Annotated in this window: 16 protein-coding genes; 3 read left to right on the forward strand and 13 right to left on the reverse strand. The window is 69.0% G+C overall.

Features of this window, described 5'->3' with window-relative positions; genetic code table 11:
- Positions 1-9: 9 nt before the first annotated feature.
- The 9 genes from ABIC44_RS06685 to ABIC44_RS06725 form a co-directional block, all read right to left on the reverse strand.
- Positions 10-981, reverse strand: coding sequence for a glycoside hydrolase family 28 protein (locus tag ABIC44_RS06685; protein WP_354294424.1), 972 nt, complete (start codon positions 979-981; stop codon positions 10-12).
- A gap of 193 nt (positions 982-1,174) precedes the next feature.
- Positions 1,175-2,530 (reverse strand): glycoside hydrolase family 27 protein, encoded by a 1,356-nt coding sequence (locus ABIC44_RS06690; protein ID WP_502959823.1) that lies wholly within the window; start codon positions 2,528-2,530, stop codon positions 1,175-1,177.
- Between the two features lie 43 nt (positions 2,531-2,573).
- Positions 2,574-4,004: a carboxylesterase/lipase family protein gene (locus ABIC44_RS06695; RefSeq protein ID WP_354294540.1), complete on the reverse strand. Its 1,431-nt coding sequence runs from the start codon at positions 4,002-4,004 to the stop codon at positions 2,574-2,576.
- Between the two features lie 87 nt (positions 4,005-4,091).
- The gene (locus ABIC44_RS06700) at positions 4,092-5,195 is read right to left on the reverse strand and encodes an acyltransferase family protein (protein ID WP_354294425.1); all 1,104 of its coding nucleotides are present in this window, start codon (positions 5,193-5,195) and stop codon (positions 4,092-4,094) included.
- Positions 5,192-5,740, reverse strand: a complete 549-nt coding sequence (locus tag ABIC44_RS06705) for a sugar O-acetyltransferase (RefSeq protein ID WP_354294426.1) — start codon at positions 5,738-5,740, stop codon at positions 5,192-5,194. The genes ABIC44_RS06700 and ABIC44_RS06705 overlap by 4 nt, the downstream gene beginning before the upstream one ends.
- Positions 5,741-5,743: 3 nt before the next feature.
- Positions 5,744-6,433 carry a DUF1349 domain-containing protein gene (locus tag ABIC44_RS06710; RefSeq protein WP_354294427.1) on the reverse strand — a complete coding sequence of 230 codons (690 nt, stop codon included), beginning with the start codon at positions 6,431-6,433 and terminating at the stop codon, positions 5,744-5,746.
- A gap of 93 nt (positions 6,434-6,526) precedes the next feature.
- Positions 6,527-8,008 (reverse strand): MFS transporter, encoded by a 1,482-nt coding sequence (locus tag ABIC44_RS06715; RefSeq protein WP_354294428.1) that lies wholly within the window; start codon positions 8,006-8,008, stop codon positions 6,527-6,529.
- 160 nt (positions 8,009-8,168) lie between these two features.
- Positions 8,169-8,969 carry a polysaccharide deacetylase family protein gene (locus ABIC44_RS06720; RefSeq protein ID WP_354294429.1) on the reverse strand — a complete coding sequence of 267 codons (801 nt, stop codon included), beginning with the start codon at positions 8,967-8,969 and terminating at the stop codon, positions 8,169-8,171.
- Positions 8,969-10,111 carry an SGNH/GDSL hydrolase family protein gene (locus ABIC44_RS06725; RefSeq protein ID WP_354294430.1) on the reverse strand — a complete coding sequence of 381 codons (1,143 nt, stop codon included), beginning with the start codon at positions 10,109-10,111 and terminating at the stop codon, positions 8,969-8,971. The genes ABIC44_RS06720 and ABIC44_RS06725 overlap by 1 nt, the downstream gene beginning before the upstream one ends.
- 121 nt (positions 10,112-10,232) lie before the next feature.
- On the opposite strand from ABIC44_RS06725, the gene ABIC44_RS06730 reads away from it, so the two are divergent.
- Complete coding sequence (locus tag ABIC44_RS06730) at positions 10,233-11,288, forward strand: cupin-like domain-containing protein (RefSeq protein ID WP_354294431.1); 1,056 nt, start codon at positions 10,233-10,235, stop codon at positions 11,286-11,288.
- Here the strand turns inward: ABIC44_RS06730 and ABIC44_RS06735 are convergent.
- Genes ABIC44_RS06735 through ABIC44_RS06745 form a run of 3 tightly spaced genes read right to left on the reverse strand, consistent with a single transcriptional unit; the run spans position 11,279 to position 15,608 of the window.
- The gene (locus ABIC44_RS06735; protein WP_354294433.1) at positions 11,279-12,784 is read right to left on the reverse strand and encodes a tryptophan halogenase family protein; all 1,506 of its coding nucleotides are present in this window, start codon (positions 12,782-12,784) and stop codon (positions 11,279-11,281) included. The genes ABIC44_RS06730 and ABIC44_RS06735 overlap by 10 nt on opposite strands.
- Complete coding sequence (locus ABIC44_RS06740; protein WP_354294435.1) at positions 12,781-14,085, reverse strand: tryptophan 7-halogenase; 1,305 nt, start codon at positions 14,083-14,085, stop codon at positions 12,781-12,783. Before ABIC44_RS06740 ends, ABIC44_RS06735 begins: the two co-directional genes overlap by 4 nt.
- Positions 14,082-15,608: a tryptophan halogenase family protein gene (locus ABIC44_RS06745; RefSeq protein WP_354294437.1), complete on the reverse strand. Its 1,527-nt coding sequence runs from the start codon at positions 15,606-15,608 to the stop codon at positions 14,082-14,084. The genes ABIC44_RS06740 and ABIC44_RS06745 overlap by 4 nt, the downstream gene beginning before the upstream one ends.
- 222 nt (positions 15,609-15,830) lie before the next feature.
- On the opposite strand from ABIC44_RS06745, the gene ABIC44_RS06750 reads away from it, so the two are divergent.
- Positions 15,831-19,148: a TonB-dependent receptor gene (locus tag ABIC44_RS06750; protein ID WP_354294438.1), complete on the forward strand. Its 3,318-nt coding sequence runs from the start codon at positions 15,831-15,833 to the stop codon at positions 19,146-19,148.
- Positions 19,149-19,218: 70 nt separating this feature from the next.
- Here ABIC44_RS06750 and ABIC44_RS06755 read toward each other — a convergent pair whose 3' ends face one another.
- Positions 19,219-19,950, reverse strand: coding sequence for a GDSL-type esterase/lipase family protein (locus ABIC44_RS06755; RefSeq protein ID WP_354294439.1), 732 nt, complete (start codon positions 19,948-19,950; stop codon positions 19,219-19,221).
- Between the two features lie 188 nt (positions 19,951-20,138).
- On the opposite strand from ABIC44_RS06755, the gene ABIC44_RS06760 reads away from it, so the two are divergent.
- On the forward strand, positions 20,139-22,625 hold the full coding sequence (locus ABIC44_RS06760; protein WP_354294441.1) for a glycoside hydrolase family 3 protein: 2,487 nt from the start codon (positions 20,139-20,141) through the stop codon (positions 22,623-22,625).
- Positions 22,626-22,734: the final 109 nt, after the last annotated feature.

A 22,734-nucleotide genomic window follows, 5' to 3' on the forward strand; every position in this document is an offset into this window, starting at 1 on the left:
TCCTTCGCGCTATCCACCTTCGGGAAAGGGTGTCCAGCGGGCGGCACAATCCCCAGTCGCAGCCTGGGCTGGGGGCAGGGCGGGGCCCGGCGGTGGCGGAGAGACGCCGCCCGGCCCGGCGGCGATCCGCGCATTCTCGACCTGCCATGTCGCGCCGGGTGCGAAGCGGACGCCGTCCATCGTCACCTCCAGCGGATGGCCCGCATCATGCCCGCGCAGCACCAGCGTGCCGTCGGTGCCGGCCACGTCGTGCAGCGTGATGTCGCGGTAGAGCGGGATCGCAAACCCCTGTGCCGAGGCATCATAGCGCGTGTCGAAATCGATCGGCCGCCGGTTGCCGCGCAGACATATCCCGTCATAGCGGACCCGCGTGACCAGCCCGCCCCGGCTGGCGTCGCTCTTGATCCGCAGCCCCGAGGTCGTGCCGTCGAGCGTCAGATGGCGGACGAGGATATCGCTGACCCCGGCCTGCGTCTCGCTGCCGATCGACAGGCCGTGCCCCGCATAGAAATGGCTGTCGAGGACCGAGACATGCCGGGTCGGGCCCTTGCCCGCCTTGATCGCGACATTGTCGTCGCCGGTCCGGATGAAGGCGTGCGCGATGGTGATGTCCTGCGACGCGCCCGGATCGATGCCGTCGGTGTTGCGCGCATCGGCGGGCGTGTCGATGCGCACGCCCCAGAAGGTCGCCCCCTGCACATCGTCGAGCACGACATGGAAATTGGGGGCGTTGCGCAGGGTGACGCGGTAGAAGACGAGATTGCGGGCATGATCGGCCTCGAGCAGCCGGGGATTGTTCTGTTGGCCGCCCTCGCGCTGGGCACGGCGGGCGAGTTGCCACCAGCTTTCGGCATGGCCGGTCATCGGGATGCCGCCCGCACCGTCGATCGCGCCGTCCCCGACGATGCCGCCGCCACGCGTGCCGTCGAAGCGGATGAAGGGCGTGCAGCCATTGCCCTTTGCCGCGATCGTGCCGCACACGCCCTGACCGCGATCATAGATGCGCGGATCGGACAGGGCGGTCAGGACAACGCCGCGATCAGGCCGAGCGCGAGGAGAGGGGCGAAGCGTAAGCGGGGAAAGCGGGCAGCCATGCGGCGGTTCCTGCCATGGTCGGGATCGACCCCGCCTTACCGCCGGAGGACAGTGGGTTCATCCGCCATGCCGGTTCGCGTCAGGCGCGCAGGCGATAAAGCCCCGATCCATGCGGCGGCAGGGTCTGCGCGAAACGGCCGTTCGCCCGGCCGAGCGATTGTCCGCTCCACAGGTCGGTCACGCCGACCCCGCCCTTCAGGCCCAGATAGGACAGGGCCAGGCCGACCTCCCTGGGCTTGTCGGTGGTGTTGAACAGCGCGAGATAGCGGTCGCGCGGCGCACCCTCGGGCGTGGCGGCCCAGATGCGCGCGCCGTCCTCGACGAAATGCGGCCGGTTGTCGGTCGAGGCCTGGTTGACCGCCAGCACCGCGCGGTTGGTCAGCAGCGCCAGCGTCGGCGCGTCCAGATGGCGCAGGTCCCCGCCCATGATCAACGGCGAGCGCGCGATCGACCACAGCGTCATCAGCGTCCGCTGCTCGTCGGGGGTGAACTTGGTGTCCCGCTTGCCCAGCGCGAGGCGGCCGAGCGGCAGCATGTCGGCATCGGGCCAGCCGCCCGGCCCGCAATAGGGCGTCCAATTCTCCAGCCGGGTGAACTGCGCCTCCAGCATCGGCCATTCGTCCCAGAAATCGTCCGAGATGCGCCACATCTGCGCATGGCGGCGGACATGTGGGCCCCGGATCACCGGCGTCTCGCCAGGCGACAGGCTGAGGATGATCGGGCGGCCGCTATTGCCGATCGCCTTGTGCGCCGCCTCGATCTCGGGGGCATGGGCGTCATAGGGGCGGCTCATATCGTCCATCTTGACGAAATCGACGCCCCAGGAGGCATAGAGCGCGAACACGCTGTCATAATAGGCCTGCGCGCCGGGCCGGGTCATGTCGACGCCGTACATGTCGGGATTCCAGGCGCAGATGCTGCTCGTGTCGGCGATGTCGGCGGCGCGGTAGCGGGTGCCGAGGACCGGCAGGTTGCGCTTCACCGCCAGCCGGGGAATGCCGCGCATCAGGTGGATGCCGAACCGCATCCCCATGGCGTGCACGTCCGCCGCCAATTTCGTGAAGCCCGATCCGTCGGCGCTGGAGGGAAAGCGGTTGGGCGCGGGGATCAGGCGGCCATGACCATCCATCGCGGGCACCGGCGCGGCGCTATATTCATAGCTGGCGGCGTTGGGCTCATACCATTGGATGTCGACGGTGAAGATATCATAGCCGAAGGGCAGCAGTCGGTCGCGCATGATCGCGGCGGTCTCGCGCGCCTGCGCCTCGGTGATGGTGGTGGCGAAGCTGTTCCAGCTGTTCCAGCCCATGGGCGGGCGCGGGGCGAGCGGCCCTGCGGGCGCGGCGGCGCGGGCGGTCCCGCCGGCCAGCATCGCCGTGCCCGTCCATGCCGCCCCGGCCAGCGCCTGGCGCCGGTTGATCCCGCTTTCGTCCATCCTCACCACTCCCGGCCTGTTATTCTGTCCTTGTCCCCGCAGGTTAGGGAGCATCCCCGGAGGCGGCAACCCGGTCGATATCCGCGCCCCAGGGATCGCGACCGACCATGACCGTTCCGGCGGGCGTGAAATCCGCCAGCGTGTCGGCGGCACGGCCATAGCGGTCCCAGCGGGGCAGGCCCGCGCCATTGGGGTCGCCGGTCTTCACGAAATTGACGAGATAGCCGCTCATCGCCCGGCCCATCGCCCGGTCGCGCGGGGTCGTGGCGGTGCCATATTTGATCGCCTGGTTGTCGAAGAAGAAGGGGATGTCGGTCGCATGCTGCGCGCCTGGCTGGCCGACCGAGGAGGCGACATAGGAAAAGCGATATTCCCAGACCGGCACGCGCTTGTCGGCCAGCATTCCCGCCACCGCGCGTGCGCCGCCGACCATATAGCCGGTCTTGCCGCCGATATCGGCATCGGTCGCGCCGACCACCATCGGCACCCGCGCGAAGCGGTCGGCCCGATAGGCCGCGTGCGGATCGACGATCACCTTGCCGTCGACAAAGGGGCCGGAAAAGGTCGGCTCGCCGCCTGCGGGGTTGAAGAGCTGCGCCAGGTTCAGCCCGTCGGTCACCTGCTCGGCGGACAGCGCGCGCAGCCGCGACAGCGCGTCGGGGGCGGCGGGGTCGATCCCCTTGGTGCGGGCGAAGGCCGCGCCGATCCGCTCGACGGCGGCGAGCGTCCTGCGCGGATCGCTGCGCGCATCGCCGCCCGACATGACGAAGGCCCGGGCGAACAGTCCTTGCGCCTCGGGTGAGGTGACGAGTTGGTGCACCGACATGCCGCCCGCGCTCTCGCCGACGATAGTGACCCTGGCCGGATCGCCGCCGAACGCCGCGATGTTGCGCCGGACCCAGCGCAGCGCGGCGATCTGGTCCATCGTGCCGTAATTGCCCAGCCGCCCGCCATCGGCATTCTCGGCGGTCAACTGCGGCAGCGCGAAGGTGCCGAACCGCCCGACCCGGTAGTTGAAGCTGACGACCATCACCCCCTGGCGCGCCAGGTTCGCCCCCGCATAGGTCGGCGGCGATGCCCCGCCATTGACGAAGCCGCCGCCATAGATCCAGACCAGCACCGGCAGCTTGCCTCCGCTCCCGGCGGGCTTCCAGACATTGGCGTAGAGGCAGTCCTCCGACGGCCGGGTGCCGAGCGGCGCGGCGTCGCTGGGAAAGGGTTGCTGCATGCAGTCGGTGGCATAGGCGGTGGCGTCGCGCACGCCCTGCCAACGCGCCGCCGGTTGCGGCGCGCGCCAGCGGAGGGGGCCGACCGGCGGCGCGGCAAAGGGAATGCCCTTCCAGCTGGCCACACCGTCCGCGACGGTGCCACGCACCTGCCCCGTCTCGATCCGGACCGTGGCGCCGTCGGACCGGGCGACGGCCGGGGCGGCCAGGGCGAGCGCCGACAGGGTCAGGACGGTCAGGGACTTCATCATCGGGCTCTCCTCCGCGCCGCTCCGGGCGTTCCGGGGCAAGGGGTACAACCCGATCATGCCGCCGCGCAATGCGGGGCGGCGAATTTATCGCTTTGTTATCAGGGTATTCAGGCGCCTTCGCAGGGGCGCGTCCCAATAATGATGCGCGGCCGCGGCGAACAGGATCGTGAACAGATAGAGCGAAACCGCGATCGCCGCGGTCGTCGCGCCGCTGGCCGGTCGGGTCGCCACCCAGTTCATATAGACGTACACGAACGGATAATGGGTGATGTAGAGCGGATAGGAGAGCCGCCCCGCCAGCCTGCACAGCCGCAGCGTCGCGGGGCCGCCCGCCGAATGTCGGCCCGCCACGATGATGGCGGGAAACAGGATCAGCACGCACCCGGCCTGGTACAGCCCGTTCAGCGCGATGCCGTGCCACGTCCCCAGCACCGGCGCGGCGAACAGCGCGAGCAGGATCGCGCTCAACAGCGGGAAACCCAGGGTGAGGCGCGGCAGCCGGTCGCCCAGCCGATAGAGCAGCAGTCCCGCGAGAAACGGATAGGCCAGCCGGATCGGCGCGCCCCAGAAATTGGCCAGCCCCCAGCCGGTATCGTAGGACCCCAGCGACAGCGCGGTGACCAGCGAGGCCATCGCCGCCAGCCCGGTCAGCGCGATCAGCGCCCGCATCCGCAGCCGACGCAGGACCAGCGCATAGGCGAGATTGCCGATATATTCCTGAAACAGGGTCCAGGCCGGGGCATTGAGCGGATGGCTGTCCCCCAGCCGATTGGGCAGCGGCGGCGAGGGCAGGGCGAGCATCGCCGCGACGAAGGCCAGAGCCACCCATGCGGCCGAGGCATCCTGCCGCCCATCGGCAAAGGGATCGCCCAGATAACTCGCCAGCCCGAGCAGGGCACCCAGCATGACGAGCGGATGCAGGCGAAGCAGGCGTCGCGCGAGGAAGTCGCGCACCGTCATCGCGCCCCATCGGTCGTCATAGGCATAGCCGATCACGAATCCCGACAGCGCGAAGAAGAAATCGACCGCGAGATAGGCATGGGGCAGCATCAGCCGCGCCGGATCGAACAGCACGGTGATGCCCTGGATATGGAAGGCGACGACCAGCAGCGCCGCCGTGCCGCGCAGGCCGTCGAGCGTCTCGAAATGCGGCTTGCCCGTGCCGGTCCGGTCGAGCCGGGCGCTCATCGTCCGATCGGCCGGGCGGGATTGCCCGCCACCGTCGCGCCTTGGGCGACGTCACGGGTCACGACGCTGCCCGCGCCGATGATCGCATCGTCGCCGATGGTGACGCCGGGCAGGATCAGCGCACCGCCGCCGATCCAGACATTGCCGCCGATCCGGATCGGTCGCCCCCATTCCAGACCCTGCGCGCGCTGCGCGGGGTCGCGCGGGTGGTCGGCGGTCAGGATCTGGACGCCGGGCCCGACCTGCGTCCCCGCGCCGATCTCCACCGCCACGACGTCCAGGATGACGCAGCCGAAGTTCAGGAAGACCCCTTCGCCCAGCGCGATGTTATAGCCATAGTCGCAGTGGAAGGGCGGTCGCACGACGACGTTGCGCCCGACCTTGCCCAGCCCCGCGACCAGCAGCGCATGACGCTCTGTCGCATCGGCGGCGAGCGACGCGTTGTAGCGCGCCATCCAAGCCGCCGCCGCCGCCTGGTCGGCCGCCAGTTCGGGATCGTCGGCGGTATAGGGCTCGCCCGCCAGCATCCGGTCCTTCTGGCGCATCGATCAGCTCAGATCGTGCAGGTCTTTGCCCAGCGGGGCGGTGATGCGCAGGTCGGAAAAGCGGACGCTCAACCCGCTGCGCTCCGGGGTGCAGGCCATCGGCCCGACCTGATAGGCGGTGGCGACGGGAAAGGGGGCCAGCCGGACGAGCGGCCATGTCCGGCCGTCCGCCGACACCTGCAACCGCAACACGCCCCTGGCGACCGTGGCGCGCATCCAGAAGTCGCCGGCATCGCCCATATAGGGGCCGGTCGCCCAGTCGGAGCGGCCATCGGTCAGCACGCTGCTCAACATCGCGCGGCCATCGGACAGCTCGATCCCCGCCTTGACCCAGCGGCGTTCGTCGACGCGCACCATGATGCCCGCCTGATCGTAGAGCTTGTCGTAACGGCCCCGGATGCGCAGTTGCGCGGTGAAGGCGTCGGGGGCGGTGAAGCCCAGGAAATGGCCGCTGTCGCGCGTGAAGCCATAATGAGTCTCGCGCCAGAAATCGGTGCCCTGATCGGTGACCAGGGTCAGGTCGCCCGCCGCATCGACGCTCCATTGCCGGGGCTCGTTCAGCCAGCGGCCGTCGCGGCGGCCCAGCACCGGCCTGCCCGCGCCTTGCGCCGCAGCCACGCCGCCGATGCCCGGCACCGTCAGCGCCATCGCACCCCCCATGACCGACCGGCGCGACATTCGCGTTTCCTGCATGACATCCATCCTTTCCGAGCAGCGGATCGACGGCGATGTGTACATTTGTACACATGCAATGCAAGCGGTTTGCGGACGGCGGGGCGGGCGGGTTCACCGCACCGGGTGGTGCCCGCTCATCTCCGCCCCCGCATCGGCAGCGAAGCGGCGGTTCCAGATCACGGCGGAGGCCGAGATCGCGGCAACCACCAGGAACGCCGCCGAAAACACGGTCAGCGTCGGCTGCGCCTTGCCCTCGACCAGCGTCCCCAGCTCCAGCACCGTCGCCGCCGTGCAGATGCCCAGCGACAGGGTCAGCTGCTGGAAGGTCGCATAGAAGCTGGTCGCCGCGCTCATCCGTTCCTTCTCGACATCGGCATAGGCGATCGCGTTGAAGCCGGTGAACTGGAACGAGGTGAAGAAGCCCGACAGCGCGAGCACGCCGATCATCGCGGCGGTCTGCCAGTCGGGGCGGAACAGCGCGCAGGTCGCATAGCCCGCGCTGCTGACCAGCCCCGACACGATCAGGCTGCGTCGAAAGCCCCAGCGGCGCAGCACGCGCGGCGCCAGCGCCTTCATCGCCAGCGCGCCTACGGCGCCCGCCATGGTGATGGTGCCCGTCTTCGCGGCGGTCAGCCCGAAGCCCAGCTGGAACATCAGCGGCAACAGAAAGGGCTGCGCCCCCTGCGTGATCCGGGTCAGCGAGCCGCCGATCACCGACAGGCGGAAGGTCGGCACGCGCATCAGCGTCAGGTCGAGGATCGGATCGCTGACCCGCCGGGCATGGCGGATATAGGCGACGGCCAGCACCGCACCGACCGCCAGCAGCGCCAGCGCGGCCCAGCCCGTCCCCGGTCGGCTCGCCAGCTCGAACCCGAACAACAGGCAGCCGAGCGCAATCCCCGACAGGAGGAAGCCCGACACGTCGAACCGCGCCCGCGCATCGCCGGGCACGTCGGGCACCAGCAGGATCGCGCCGATCATGCCCAGAACGCCGATCGGGATGTTGAGATAGAAGATCCAGCGCCAGTCGAGCCAGGTCACGATGAACCCGCCCAGCGGCGGCCCCAGGATTGGCCCGATCAGCGCGGGCATGACCAGCCAGGACAGCGCCTGGACCATATCCTCCTTGGCGACGCTGCGCAGCAGGACGAGGCGGCCGACCGGCACCATCATCGCCCCGCCGATCCCCTGCAGGAACCGCGACGCGACCAATATGGGCAAGGTCCCCGCCTGCGCGCACAGCACCGAGCCGAGCAGGAAGATGCCGATCGCCGAGCAGAAGACGGTCCGCGACCCGAAACGGTCGGCCAGCGTGCCGCTGGCGGGAATGAACAGCGCCAGCGCCAGCAGATAGGCGGTCAGCGCGAAGCTGAGGCTGGTGGCCGATGTGCCCAGGTCGCGCGCCATGGTGGGCAGCGCGACGGTCAGGACGGTGCCGTCCAGCTGCTGCATGAACAGGGCCGATGCGACGACCAGCGCGATGACCCGATATCCGCGTTCGGGGGGGCGGGCGTCCGGGGCGGGGGTGGGGCGCGAACCACTCGTCACCGCCTCGACGGCCGGGGCCAGTCCATCGCCCACATCCGCACTCATCGAAGCCAAATTACGCCGCCGCCATCGCATGCCGTCCCGTCACCTCATCGTCCGCCATTGCCGAGTCTCGATCCCTTTACACGCAAATGCCGCAAAACGATCGATTTTGGGTCATGATGGCTGACGAATTGGGGCGGTAGAGAGTTCCCGATGGCGCGCGCTATCGGCGCGGCGACGGTCCGGGATGCGCGTGCGCCCAGTCGAGCGCCTGTTGCAGCGTGGCGACCCAGACGTCACGGCGATGTGCCTTCAGCCAGGCGACGAAGGCGCGGTGCTGCGCATCGGTGACTGCCAGGTGATCGCCGCCGACGCCGTGGAACAGCAGCACCGCCATGCCGCCGCCCGCCTCGGCCTGTTCGACGAAGCCGATCATCTTCGCGGCATCGTCCCCCTCGCCGAAACCGCGTGCGGGGATGTGCATCGGGTCGATCCGCGCGACGTCCGCCGCCAGTTCGGCCGGGCTGGCGCTGACCCCGCGCGCATAGGTGACGAGGCCGGCGGCGCGCAGCGGCTCGAGATAATCGACCCCGCCTGCTCGCGTCTCGCCACAGGGTGTCGCAAAGCCGTGGCGCATCCTGCCGTCGAGCGCGGTCAGCAGGACATTCTGCTGCGCGATCTCCTTGATCATGCTCGCCGGGGTATAGGCCTCGGTGGTGTAGCGCGGATCGGCGGGAAAGGCGGCGGCGCGGCAGGGGTGGAAGATGGTGTGATTGCCCAGCTCATGCCCTTCATGCGCCACGGCGCGCCAGCGACCGACATCCTGCGCACGGACATTGGCGAGGAAGAAAGTGCCCTTCAGCCCGGCGGCGTCGAGCGCGGGCACCGCATGGTCGAGCTGCGAGGGCAGCGCATCGTCATAGGTCAGCACCACCGCCGCCTTCGCACCATGGGGCCAGCGGGGCGCGGCCTGGGCGGGCATGGCGGCGGCCGCAACGGAGAGCAGCGTCAGGAGGCGGCGCATCAGCGGCGCGTCCATATATCGGGTCGGGCATCGATGGCCCGTTCGATCGCGGCGGCGACCTTACGATCGTCATCGGTGTCGGGATGAGCGTCGCAGCCGGTAAAGCCCAGCCCGTCGACGGGCACGAAGGCGATGCGCCGTTCCCCGCCCGCGCGCAGCCGGTCGACGACCTTGCCGACCTCGCGCTTGATCTCGCCATCGGCCAGATCGGTCGCCCACAGGACGAAGAAGGCGCGGGGATAGTGGCGGCGCAGGCGGCCGACGAAATCGACATAGCGCCGCTCGTAATCGGCGTGGAGCGCGTCGCGGTCGGCCCAGCGCTCGCCGGGCTTCAGCGGCGTCGAGAAGTCGTTGGTGCCCAGCGCGATGACCACGACCTGCGGGTTCCAGCCGGGCGTCGCCGCCGGGGTGCGGCCGTCGAACAGCGCATAGGGATAGGCGTCCGGCAAGGTCGGCGCGGCGAAGCCGCCATAGTTGCGCACGATCCCGCGACCGGAAATGGCGTTGACCTGATAATCGGCGTCATAATGGCGCGCGGCGATACCGGGCAGGCCCAGCGTCGTGTCGGTCGTCCGCCAGATCGCATCCTGGCTGCACTGACGTGTGGGGGAGGTGTTGCCATAGCCGACCGTGTGCGAATCGCCGATGAACTCGATCTGTCGCGCGCGCGGCGCGGGTGCGGGCAGCGGGATCGTGCCGGTGGGGGCGAACAGCCCGCGCAGCACCGTCCATCCAGCCTGGCTCTCGCTGGCGACATCGACGCGGATGCGGTGCGGCCCCGTGCCCCGTGCGGCGATGCGATAGAGGCCGGGGGCGGGGCGGACCAGCGGCATGGGCGCGCCGCCATCGACACGGATGCGCAGCGACACGGCACCGGGTCCGACCCCCAGATCGACCGTCGGTCCCCGGAACGCGCCCTCGATATAGGTGCCCGGCCATTGCCGCCGATAGCCGTCGGTCGCGACCACGCGCCCGCCGATATGAAGCGGCAGCGGTCGCCCCGCCCGCGTTTCGGCCCCGAGCGCGCGGATGCCCTCGGCCGCACTCAACTGGGCGGGCAGAGCGGCGGGCAGGCCCATCGTCAGCGACAGACCGGCGAGCATCAGGCGGCAGCTCCGTGTCGGGGGCAGGATATGCGGCATCGTCTCTCCTGACGGGGCCGATGTTCCGCCCCATATGTTATCGCGTGCTACCCTTGGCGCGGCGCAACGCAACGAAAATCATTTCCTTTTCCCGTCCGGGCCTGACACGGATCGAACCGTGATGAGACAGGATTCCGAAGCGAGCGCGACCGCCGACTGGATCGCCCAGGCCCCCCGCGTCGCGGAGCGGAGCGCGCCGACCACGCAGGACGGTTTCCTCGCGCTGGTCGAGGCGGCGACGCCGGTGGTAATGCGCGGTCTGGTCGAGGGCTGGCCGGTGGTCGCGGCGGGGCGGCGGGGAGTGGCGGCGCTCGCCGACTGCCTGCGCGGCTATGACGGGGGCAGGCCGCTGGGTCTGATGGCGGGCGATCCCGCGATCGGCGGGCGATTCTTCTACCGCGACGATTTCGGCGGCTTCAATTTCGAGCGCGCGCAAATCCCGCTTCCCCTGTTGCTCGAGGCGTTGCTGCGCAACGAGGGGCAGGATGAACCGCCCGCGCTTTATGCCGGGGCCAGCACCGCGGCCGAGCATTTCCCCGGCTGGACCCGCAACCATCCGCTGCCCTTGCCGGTCGGCGATGCGCAGGCGCGGCTGTGGATCGGCAATGGCAGCCGGGTGTCGGCGCATTACGACATGGCCAGCAACATCGCCGCCGTCGCGGCCGGACGCCGCCGGGTCGTGCTGTTCCCGCCCGAACAGGCCGCCAACCTCTATGTCGGGCCGCTCGACATGACGATGGCGGGGCAGCCGACCAGCATGGTCGACCTCGAACGCGCCGACCTGACCCGCTTTCCCCGTTTCGCCGCCGCGCAAGCCGCCGCCCAGGTCGCCGAGCTGGGGCCGGGCGACGCCATCTATATCCCCGCCATGTGGTGGCACGAGATTCGCGCCGACGGGCCGCTGAACCTGCTGGTCAATTACTGGTGGACGCGCGGCACGTCGGATGCGCCCTTCGCCGCGTTGGTCCATGCCATATTGGCGGTGCGCGACCGACCGGCGGCGGAGCGCGCGGCGATGCGCGAATGGTTCGACCACTATGTCTTTGGCGAGGATGCCGCACGGGTGGCGGATCACCTGCCCCCGGCGGTGCACGGCATATTGGGGCCGCCCTCGCCCGAGCGGGACGAGCGGATTCGCGGCTATCTGTTGCGGATGCTGGGCGCCGGTCAGCCCTGACCGGCGACGATCCGCGCCAGCGCCACCGCATGCGGCGGCAGGCCCGCCACGGCGGTCGCGGTCGCCTGTCGCATCTGGCGCAGCGCGGCGAGCACCCGGTCGTCGTCCAGCGCGTCGATCACCGGGTCATAGCCTTCGGGCATCACCCCCTGGCCCAGCAGCACCGCGACCCAGCTGGGCGTCGCGAACAGCTCGTCCTCATAGCGGAAGATGCGCCCCTTTTCGCGGAATAGCGCGATCTTGCGGGTCAGCGTGTCGGGCAGGGCCATGGTGCGGACATGGTCCCAGAAGGGCGAATCGTCGCGCGCCGTCGCATGATAGTGAAGGATGATGAAGTCGCGGATCGAGCGGTAATTGTCGCCCATCTGCCGGTTATACTCGTCACGCTCGACCGGCGAGAGCCGCTTGTCGGGGAAGAGCGCGAACAGTTTCGAGATGCCCTGCTGGATCAGGTGGATGCTGGTCGATTCCAGCGGCTCCAGAAAGCCCCCCGCAAGGCCCAGCGCGACGACGTTGCGCTCCCACAGGCGCTGGCGACATCCGGCGGTGAAGGACAGCCGCCGGGGCGTCGCGGTCGGCGCGGCGTCGAGCCGGGACAAGAGCAGGCGCTCCGCCGTATCGTCGTCCATGAAACGGCTGGCATAGACCACGCCATTGCCGGTCCGGTGCTGGAGCGGGATGCGCCATTGCCAACCCGCTTCGTGCGCGGTGGCGCGGGTATAGGGGAGCAGCGGCTCGGTCCGCTCGGTCGGCACCGCGATGGCGCGGTCGCAGGGCAGCCAGTGCGACCAGTCCTCGAACGGCACGCCCAGCGTGTCGCCCAGCAACAGGCTGCGGAAGCCCGAACAGTCGACGAGCAGGTCGCCCGCGACCCGGCGGCCATCCTCCAGCCGCACGCCCGCGACATCGCCGTTTTCGTGCCGCTCGACCGCGACGATCCGTCCCTCGACCCGCGCGACCCCGTCCGCCTCCGCGCGTCGGCGCAGAAAGGCGGCATAAAGCCCGGCATCGAAATGATAGGCATAGGCCAGCCCCGACAGCGGCGAGCGCGGATCGGGCAAGGGCTTGCCGAACGCGGCCCGCTCCATCGCGACGGTCGAGGCGGAATAGTCGCCGATCGGCCCGACGCCCGGCTGCCCCTGCATCTTCAGCCAGAGCTGATGGAAATTCAGCCCCTGAATGTCGCGGCCATGATGGCCGAACGGGTGGATATAGTGGCTGTCGGGGCGGTGCCAGCCGGTGAATGCGATACCGAGCTTGAAGCTGCCCTGGGTGGCGCGCAGGAACTCCGCCTCGTCGATGCCGAGCAGCGCGTTGAAGTTCAGGATCGAGGGGATGGTCGCCTCGCCGACGCCGACCGTGCCGATCGCGTCCGATTCCACCAAGGTGATCCGGCGGCGGCCATTGTCCAGATAGCGCCCGGCGGCGGCCGCCATCATCCATCCGGCGGTGCCGCCGCCGACGATCACGACATGTTCGATGGGGGAAGGGGTCATGATCCGCGCTTTCCGGCGGCGGCGCGCCACTGTCCAGCCCTGTCGAGCACGGCCCGGCGCGCGACCTCGCGCGGAATGCCCATCGCGATGGGGTCGGGCCGCTCGGGGCGCAGGCCCTGGCCGATCAGTATCGCGATCCAGGCGTCGCGCTCGACCGAGTCCTCGTCCGCCGGGGGCAGGGTGCCGCGCCGCTCGAACTGGGAGATTATGGTCGCCAGCGACGGGGTCATGGCGGGCGGCGTCGTGGTGGCGATGTAATGCGCGGCGAGGAAGTCGCGCATCCGGTCGGCGCGCTGGTTCGCGCGGCGATTATATTCGGCCGACAACAGGGGCATGTCCGCGCCGGTCGGCAGCAATTCCAGCGCCAGCGCGATCTGGGCCAGCGCCAGCGTGAAGCCGGTCAGGCCCAGCGGCCCCGGCTGCACCGCCGCCTCGCCCAGCGCCAGGACGTTGCCGCGCATCGGCGCCGACAGGCGGCCGGGGACAAGGGCGATCGCGCCCGGTGCCGCGTCCCGGCTGGCGCTCACCGACGCGCCGGGCCATGTGGCGGTCCAGCCGTCCGCCACGGCGCGATAGCTGTCGATGGGGGAGGGGGCGGGGGCGGACGGCTCCAGCCGAAGGTGATGGCAGGGCAGGCTGTCGCCCCAGCCCTCGAACCCCTGGGAGGTGGCGAGCAGCCGCGCCGGGCCGGTCGCGTCGATGACCAGATCGCCCTCGATCCGATTGCCATCGGCCAGATGCAGCGCCGTCACGCCGCCGGTGTCGGTCGTCGCTTCGGCGAGCGGGGCACTTGCTCGGCCAACCCCCGCCTGCCGGGCGAGCGAGGCCAGCCCGTCGCGCAGCCGCCGCGCATCCAGATGGAGCCCAGGCTCGACATCGCGGGGAACCAGGCCCGCCTCGGCGGCGACGCAGGCGGGGTGGAGCGCGTGGAACGGCATCGGCGCCCCGGCCCGGAGCCAGAGCTGGTGCAGCGGTGCCCCGGCAAGCGGCGGGGCGGGCTCGTCCGCGACCATCCACGCCGTCCCGTCAGCGCTCCAGTCGAGGAAGCGCGTGGCGAGGCGCGGCGTCGCCACGCCGTGCGCCAGCAGCATGTCGGGCGGGCAATGCAGCCGCGCGAGCATCGCATGGGCGGACGGCAGGGCGAGCGGCCAGCGATCCGCCAGCGCGGCATCGGGCACGGGCGCGGGGACCAGCGTGACGCGCGTGCCCGGCATGGCCTGCGCAAAGGTGAGCGCGGCAGCGAAGGCGACCGGCCCGCCGCCCGCGACCGCGACGTGGGCGGGAAGGGTGCGGCGGTTCATGCGCCTGCTCCCGCCGCGATGGCCGCCAAGGCGGCGTCGTGCGTGGGCATCCGCGCCACCCGATCGGCGATCGCGCGCGACAGGCCGGACAGGGCGCGGTCGAGCCCGGCGCCTTCGGGCCGGTCGGCGCGCGGGTCCCAGCCATGCGGCACGACGCCCTGGCCCAGATAGACCGCGACCCAGCTCGGCTCGAGGAACAGGCCATGGCGATAATGCGCGACCTGCGCGGTGGCGCGCCACAACTCCATCTTCTCGGCCAGCGTGTCGGGCACCGTCATGGTGCGGACATGGTTCCAGAAGGGGGAGTCGTCGCGGGTCGTGGCGTGATAATGCAGGATCAGGAAATCGCGGATCCGGTCATATTCGGCATCGATCGCGGCGTTGAACCCGTCGCGGTCGCCATCGGCGACCTGGGCGTCCGGGAAATGCTCGACCAGCGCGGTGATCGCGGCCTGGACCAGATAGATGCTGGTCGACTCCAATGGCTCGAGAAAGCCTGAGGCGAGCCCGACCGCCACGACATTGCCGACGAAGCTGCGCCGCCGCCGCCCCGCGCGGAATTTCAGGAAGCGCGGCTCGGCGAGCGCGGGGCCGTCCAACCCGGCCAGCAGCAGTTCGGCCGCCCGTTCATCGTCGCAGAATGCGCTGGCATAGACATGGCCGTTGCCGACCCGGTGGCGCAGCGGGATGCGCCAGCGCCAGCCTGCAAGGGTCGCGGTGGCCCGGGTGAAGGGCTCGGTCGGGGCGTCGGGGCTGGCGCTCGGCACCGCCACCGCACGGTCGCAGGGCAGCCAGTGCGACCAGTCCTCCCAGGGTTCGGCCAGTTCCTGCCCCAGCAACAGGCTGCGAAACCCCGAGCAGTCGATGAACAGGTCGCCCTCGATCCGCGTACCGTCGGCCAGCGTCACGGCCCGGACCGCGCCGTCGCCCGCATCGCGCTCGACCGCCACGACGCGCCCCTCGGTCCGCCGCGCGCCGCGTGCCTCGGCCCAGCGGCGGAGAAAGGGCGCGAAGCGGGTCGCGTCGAACTGATAGGCATAGCCGAAGCTGGTGGTGGGATCGTCGGGGTCGGTGCCCGGTCGCTCGAACCGGCGGGCCTCGGCGGCTGCGACCCCGGCAGAATAGGCGCCGATCGGCAGCACCGGCGCGCCTTCGGCATGGCGACGCAGCCAGTAATGGTGAAAGCCGATATCGGCGAGCGGGCGGCCATAGGTGCCGAAGGGGTGGATATAGCGGTCGCCGATCCGGCCGAAATCGCGGAATTCGATCCCCAGCTTGTAGGTGGCATCGGTCGCCGCCATGAATTCGGCTTCGTCGATGCCCAGCCGTTCGAGATAGGCGCGCAGATGCGGCAGGGTCGCCTCGCCGACGCCGACGATGCCGATCTCCTCGGACTCGACCAGGTGGACGGTGCACGCCGCGGGCAACAGGCCGACCAGCCCCGCCGCGGTCATCCAGCCCGCCGTGCCGCCGCCGATCACGATGATGCGCACCCGGTCGTCCGCCGATGGATCGCCGCTCACTAGACCCTCTCCCGATCTTGCCCGCAGGGATCCTGTGGAGTGTCACCTGGCAGCAACAGTTCGATGCAATTCCTCAATAATTAAATCAAGTTTAGATATTTCCCTTGAGTCCGGATCGGCACCGATTTAGCCGCATGATAACCGCTATCACGCGGCACGAAAAAACGGGGGCGCTTCCATGACGAAGCGCATCGGAGAGGATCGGGAAGGTACATGCACACCATGCGAATCTTGGCTGACGGCGTCAGCCGCAAGCGGCTGGCGGCCACGGTTTCGGTCGTAGCCCTTTGTGCGGCCGTGCAAATGGTCCCCGCGACCGCGTCGGCCCAGACGACGCCCGCACCCGCTTCCCGCGACGACGAGTCCGTACCGCAGACCAATGTCGGCGCCGGTACCGCCGGGCAGGCCAGCGTGCCGGCCGGTGCCAATGCGGGCAAGAAGCCGCTGTCAAACAGCGCGTCGATCGCCAACCAGACCGCGCCCGACCAGTCCAATGTGACCGCTACCGACGTCGCGACGCCCGCCGCCGAGGGCAATCAGGGTGACATCGTTGTCACGGGCCTGCGCCAGTCGCTCGCCAATGCCCAGTCGATCAAGCGCAACGCCGATACGGTGGTCGATGCGATCACCGCCGAGGACATCGGCGCGCTTCCCGACCGTTCGGTCAACGAGGCGTTGCAGCGCGTCCCCGGCGTCGCCATCACCCGCTTCGCCGCCGCCAACGATACCGCCCACTTCTCGGTCGAGGGTTCGGGCGTCACCATCCGTGGCCTCAGCTATGTGCGCGGCGAGTTCAACGGCCGCGACAGCTTCGGCGTGTCGGGCGGGCGTGAGATCGGCTTCAACGACGTGCCGACCGAACTGGTCGGCTCGGTCGACGTGTACAAGAACCTGACCGCCGACCTGATCGAAGGCGGCATCTCGGGCACGGTCAACATCAACACCCGCAAGCCCTTCGACACCAAGGAGACGCTGGTCTATCTGTCGGGCAGCGTGAACTATGGCGACTTCTCGAAGCGCAGCGCACCCGCCGTCGTCGGCCTGTTCTCCAAGCAGTGGCAGCTGGGCAATGGCGGCCGCTTCGGCATTCTCGCCAGCGGCAGCTACAACCAGCAATATAGCCGGTCGGACTCGGTCTTCTATTCGGCGTTCATCCCGCGCTACAATGACGACACCAACGGCAATGGCCAGCAGGACGCGGGCGAGGGGCGGACGATCAACGCGGGCACGCCCTATGCGTCGACCGCCTATGACCATTATCCGGTGCCGTCGGGCCGCAACGTCGTGTACGTGCCGCTGGGCGCAGGCTCGCGCATGCAGCAGTTCGACCGCACCCGCATCGGCTATGCCGGTTCGGCGCAATATGAGAATGGTCGCGGCAACCTGCTGATCACCGCGCAGTTCCTGCGCGCCGAGTCCAAGCAGACCTGGCTGGACCGCACGGTCGAGCCGAACGTCTATTATGCCGACGCCAACCAGATCTTCCCGCAGGGCTATAACCCCAATGCGCCGATCGCGGGGCAGAACTTCAGCCAGCCGACCTATGACGCCAACGGCCTGTTCACCTCGGGCACGCTGATCCGCAACGGCGGCGGCCAGTACACCACGCTCGCCAACCGCTATTTCAAGACGGACGGCGCGACGCAGGACCAGTCGGTCAACGTCAAGTGGGACCCGACCGAACGGCTGCACCTGAACTTCGACGGACAATATGTCTTCTCGAAGGGCCGCGATTCGGACGACACGGTCGAACTGGCGACCTTCTCGGGCGTGCGGATCGACGGTAGCAACGGTGCGCCGCTGATCAACGTGATCCCGCCCAACGGCCAGTCCGCCGCCGCCTATTTCGGCGACCCGACCAAGATCTTCATCCGCGACGCGATGAACAACCGCACGCACAGCGACGGCGACGAGTGGGCGTTCAAGGCCGATGCGCAATATGACGTGTCCGAGGACTCGTTCCTGCGCAAGGTGCGGGTCGGCGGCCGCTATTCGGACCGCAACCAGACGGTGAAGACCAACGACTATAACAACTGGGGCGCGGTGTCCGACACCTGGACCTCCAGCACCGCGACGCTCGACAAATATTCGAGCGCGGTGACCGGCCTGAACTTCACCGATTTCTATCGTGGTCAGGTGGTGACCCCGCCGACGACCTATGGCCTGCGCGATGCGCTGCTGACCGATCACGACGCGCTGACCGCGCTGCTGCGCGAGGCGACCAAGGCGTCGGGCGGCGGCTATGTCCCGCTGGAGGATCGCGGCTCCGACCTCGTCGACGGCTATTTCCGGCCGAACGAAGTCTACAAGATGCGCGAGCGGACCTATGCGGCCTATGCGCGCGTGGATTTCGGGATCGACAATATCGGCGGCGGCGAGACCAGCCTGTCGGGCAATATCGGCCTGCGCTATGTCCATACGCGGGATGAATCGACCGGCGGCATCACCTTCCCGCAGATCGGCACGACGATCGGCAATTTCCCGACCGTCGCGGCCTATTGCGCCTCGCCCAACGACACCAACACGGTGCGCCCGATCTGCACGCTGACCAGCGCGCAGCAGGCGGCGGTCGTCGCCTTCTCGAACGGCGCGTCGACTACCGACGTGGCCAAGCAGAGCTTCGACAAGTGGCTGCCCAGCCTGAACCTGAAGTACCAGGTGACGCCGACCCTGCTGTTCCGTCTGGCCGCGTCCAAGGCGATCTCGCGCCCCGGCTTCACCGATCTGCGCAACTTCGTCGGCCTCAGCCCGTCGGGCAGCAACACGACCGGGTCCTATGGCTTCCAGTCGAGCGCGCGGAACCCCTATCTGCGTCCGGTCGACGCCAAGCAGGTCGACCTGACCGCCGAATGGTATTTCGCCAAGGTCGGCTCGCTGACGGGTGCGGTGTTCTACAAGGAATTGTCGAACATCATCCTCGACAATTACGGGTTCGTCCGCGACTTCACCAACAACGGCCAGACCTACGCCGTGTCGGTGAACGGCCCCGCCAATGCACCGGGCACGGCGCATATCAAGGGCGCGGAAATCTCGTACCAGCAGACCTACGACTTCCTGCCCGGCATCCTGCGCGGGCTGGGGACGCAGGCGACCTTCACCTATGTCGATCCGGGCAAGATCCCCAATGCGACGCCGAACAACGGGCCTGCCGACGGCAACCGTCCGCCGGTCGACGTGGCGGGGCTGTACAGCACGCTGCCGCTGGCCCAGCTGTCGAAGTACAACTTCAACGTGTCGGCCTTCTATGACTATGCGGGCATCTATGCGCGCATCGCCTATAGCTGGCGGTCCAAATATCTGCTGACCAACCGCGACTGCTGCTTCCCGTTCCTGCCGGTCTATTCGCTGGCGGCGGGCCAGGCGGACGCCTCGCTGTTCTACACGGTCAACAAGCAGTTCAAGATCGGTCTGCAGGTCCAGAACCTGCTCGACGCGACGACGCGCACGACCTTCGTGCTGAACAGCTCGGGCCTGGAAGCGCCGCGTTCGTACTTCAAGAGCGATCGCCAGTTCCAGCTGAGCGTCCGCCTGACCTACTGATCGGTCGGGATGACCTCATGAAAAAGGGCTGCGGTGGCGACACCGCGGCCCTTGTTTTTTCCCGAGCCGATCAGCGGGCGATGGGCCGGGGCGCGGGCCTGGCCAGCGCGGTGCGGATCGCGGCCTCGGCCACCGGGGCCATCACGGCATAGCCCGCCTCATTGGGATGGACGCCGTCATAGGTCAGGCTGACGCGCGTGGCCTGGCCGTCGTGCAGCGCGGACCAGTAATCGGCATAGGTCGCGCCCGTGCGCGCCGCATAGCCCTTCATCCAGTCGTTGAGCACCGCGATCCGCGACGCGGTGTCGAGGCCGGGCCGCCAGGGGAAATGATCGGCGGGCGGGATCGAGGCCAGGATGACGCGGATGCCGTGCGCGCGCGCCAGCTCGGCCATCGACATGATGTTCGCTTCGGTCTGTTCGGGCGTCATCGGGCCGGTATTGCCCGCAATGTCGTTGGTGCCCGCCATGATCTGGACGACCTTCGGCTTCAGGTCGATCACGTCCTGGCGGAAGCGCAGCAGCATCTGCGTCGTCGTCTGGCCGCCGATCCCGCGCCCGATCCGGCCCGGCGTGAAGAAGCCCGGCATCTTGTCGAACCAGCCTTGCGTGATGGAATCGCCCATGAAGACGATCGTCACCGGCCCGGTCACGCGGGCATTGGCCTGTTGGTAGCGACCCAGCCAGCCGAAATCATTGTGGAGCCGGATCTCGCCCTCGTCGGGCTTGGCGGCGGCGGGCGGCGTCTGCTGGGCGGAGGCTCCGGCACCGAGCAGCAGCAGAAGGGCAGGGGCGTAGCGCATCAACGTCTCCAGCAAGCATCAGGCGGTCGCAAGGCACGGCGCCGCCTTTGTTTTTCGTGCCCTCGGTCATGTCCGACGAAGCCATTGCGAAGCGTAGAGCGGTAAAAAGAAAATTTGAAATATGTTTTGTTGACAGCGCTGTCATGAAACCGGAACGTCGCATGAAAATCGACAGGAGAGGATGTACCATGCCGTTTTCCCGCACGCTGGCCCTGATGGTGGCCGCAACCGCGCTCAGCAGCGGCGTTTCCGCCCAGACAGCCGGGCAACAGGCCGCCAGCCCCGCCGAGGCCTCGGCGGTCGCGCATCCCGATCTCTGGCCCCGCCTGCCCTTGAAGCGACAGCGTGACCCGAAGGTCGAGGCGCGGGTCGAACAGATCCTGTCCAAGATGAGCATCGAGGACAAGGTCGGCCAGCTGATCCAGGTCGACATCGCCTCGATCACGCCCAAGGACCTGGAGACGTACAAGCTCGGCTCGATCCTGAACGGCGGCAATTCGGCGCCCAATAATGACGAATTCGCGCCCGCGCCCGAATGGCTGAAGCTGTTCGACGCCTTTTACGACGCCTCGGCGAAGCGCAGCGACGGTCGTCCGCAGGTGCCGCTGATCTGGGGCACCGATGCGGTGCACGGCGCGAACAATATCGTCGGTGCGACGCTGTTCCCGCACAATATCGGGCTAGGCGCGGCGCGCGACCCCGAGCTGATCCGCAAGATCGGCGCGGCGACGGCGGCGGAGACGGCGGCGACCGGCATCGACTGGAGCTTCGCGCCGACCGTGGCGGTGGTGCAGGACGATCGCTGGGGCCGCACCTATGAAAGCTATTCTGAGGACCCGGCGATCGTCGAATCCTATGCCGGAAAGATGGTCGAGGGCATTCAGGGCAGCGTCGGCGGCGACTTCATGAAGCCGGGCCATGTCATCTCGTCGATCAAGCATTTCCTGGGCGATGGCGGCACCGGCGGTCGCGACCAGGGCGATACGCGCGTGTCCGAAGAGGTGCTGCGCGACGTCCATGCGGCCGGCTATCGCAGCGGCCTGGTCGCGGGCGCGCTGACCGTGATGCCCAGCTTCTCCAGCTGGAACGGCACCAAGATGACCGGCAACAAGAGCCTGCTGACCGGCGTGCTGAAGGACAAGCTCGGCTTTGACGGCTTCACCATCGGCGACTGGAACGCCCATGGCCAGGTGCCCGGCTGCAATAACGAGGATTGCCCGGCGGCGATCAATGCCGGGCTCGACATGTTCATGTATTCGGGCGCGGGCTGGAAGCAGCTTTACGCCAACACGCTGCGCGAGGCGAAGGACGGCACGATCCCGGCCGCGCGGCTGGACGATGCGGTGCGCCGCATCCTGCGCGTGAAGCTATTGGCGGGCAGCTTCGAGGCGGGTCGTCCGTCCTCGCGGCCCGTCTCGGGCAAGTTCGACCTGATCGGTTCGCCCGAGCACCGCGCCATCGCCCGCCAGGCGGTGCGCGAGTCGATGGTCCTCCTGAAGAACAATGGTAGCCTGTTGCCGCTCAAGCCCGGCGCCAATATCCTGGTCGCGGGGCGCGGGGCCGACAATATCGGGCAGCAGGCGGGCGGCTGGTCGATCACCTGGCAGGGCACGGGCGTCACCAACGCCAACTTCCCCAACGGCCAGTCGATCTGGGCGGGCATCGACGAGGCGGTCCGCGCGGGCGGCGGCAAGGCGGTGCTGGCGGTCGATGGCTCTTATAGCGCCAAGCCCGACGCCGCGATCGTGGTGTTCGGCGAGACCCCCTATGCCGAGTTCACCGGCGACCGCCCGACGCTGGAATACAGCCCCGAGGACAAGAGCGACCTGGCGTTGCTCAAGAAGCTGAAGGCCGCCGGTGTCCCGGTCGTCGCGGTGTTCCTGTCGGGGCGTCCGCTCTGGGTGAACCCGGAGATGAACGCGGCGGACGCATTCGTCGCGGCCTTCCTGCCCGGCACCGAGGGCGGCGGCGTGGCGGACGTGCTGATCGCCGGGCGCGACGGCAAGCCGCGCCACGACTTCCATGGCAAGCTCAGTTTCTCGTGGCCCAAGCGGCTCGACCAATATGTGCTGAACAAGCGGGATGCCAATTACGACCCGCTCTTCCCGATCGGCTATGGCCTGACCTATGCGCAGGGCGCGACCGTGCCGGTGCTGAGCGAGGCGCGTCCGGCGGTGGCGGCGGGGGACCAGAATGCGCTGTTCGTGCGCGGCCGGGTGGTCGCGGGCGCGCGGCTGGATGTCGCGGGCGCGGTGCAGCAGAGCCGCGTCGACCGCGCCGCGCAGGAGGACAGCCTGCGCTTCACCTTCGCGGGCACCGGCCCGGCGAGCGCCGCGATCGAGGAAGCCAAGCCGATCGACATCACCCGCGAGTCCAACGGCCAGCTGAGCCTGTTGGTCGATTACCGCGTGACCCAGGCCCCGACCGCCGAGGTCCTGCTGGGCATGGAGGGCGGTAAGCCCGCAACGGTGCCGATCACCGGCGCGCTGAAGGGGACGCTGGGCGAATGGCGCCAGCTGGCGGTGCCGCTGCGCTGTTTCGCGGATGGCGGCGTGACCATGGCCTCGGTGACGAAGCCCTGGACGCTCGCGACGACCGGCAAGCTGGGCCTCGACATCTCGTCGATCCGCATCGCCAGCGCGCCGCCGGGCCCGGTCAGCTGCGGGATGCGCTGATCGCCAATCCTCTCCCGTAAGGGAGGCGCTGCGAAAACACCTGACCATCCCGGCGCAGGCCGGGATCCAGTTGGGCAGGCGCTGGTAGGTTGTTGCCATCGCCCCGCGA

The organism is Sphingomonas sp. 1185 (assembly GCF_040544655.1).
In the GTDB taxonomy this organism is placed as follows: domain Bacteria; phylum Pseudomonadota; class Alphaproteobacteria; order Sphingomonadales; family Sphingomonadaceae; genus Sphingomonas.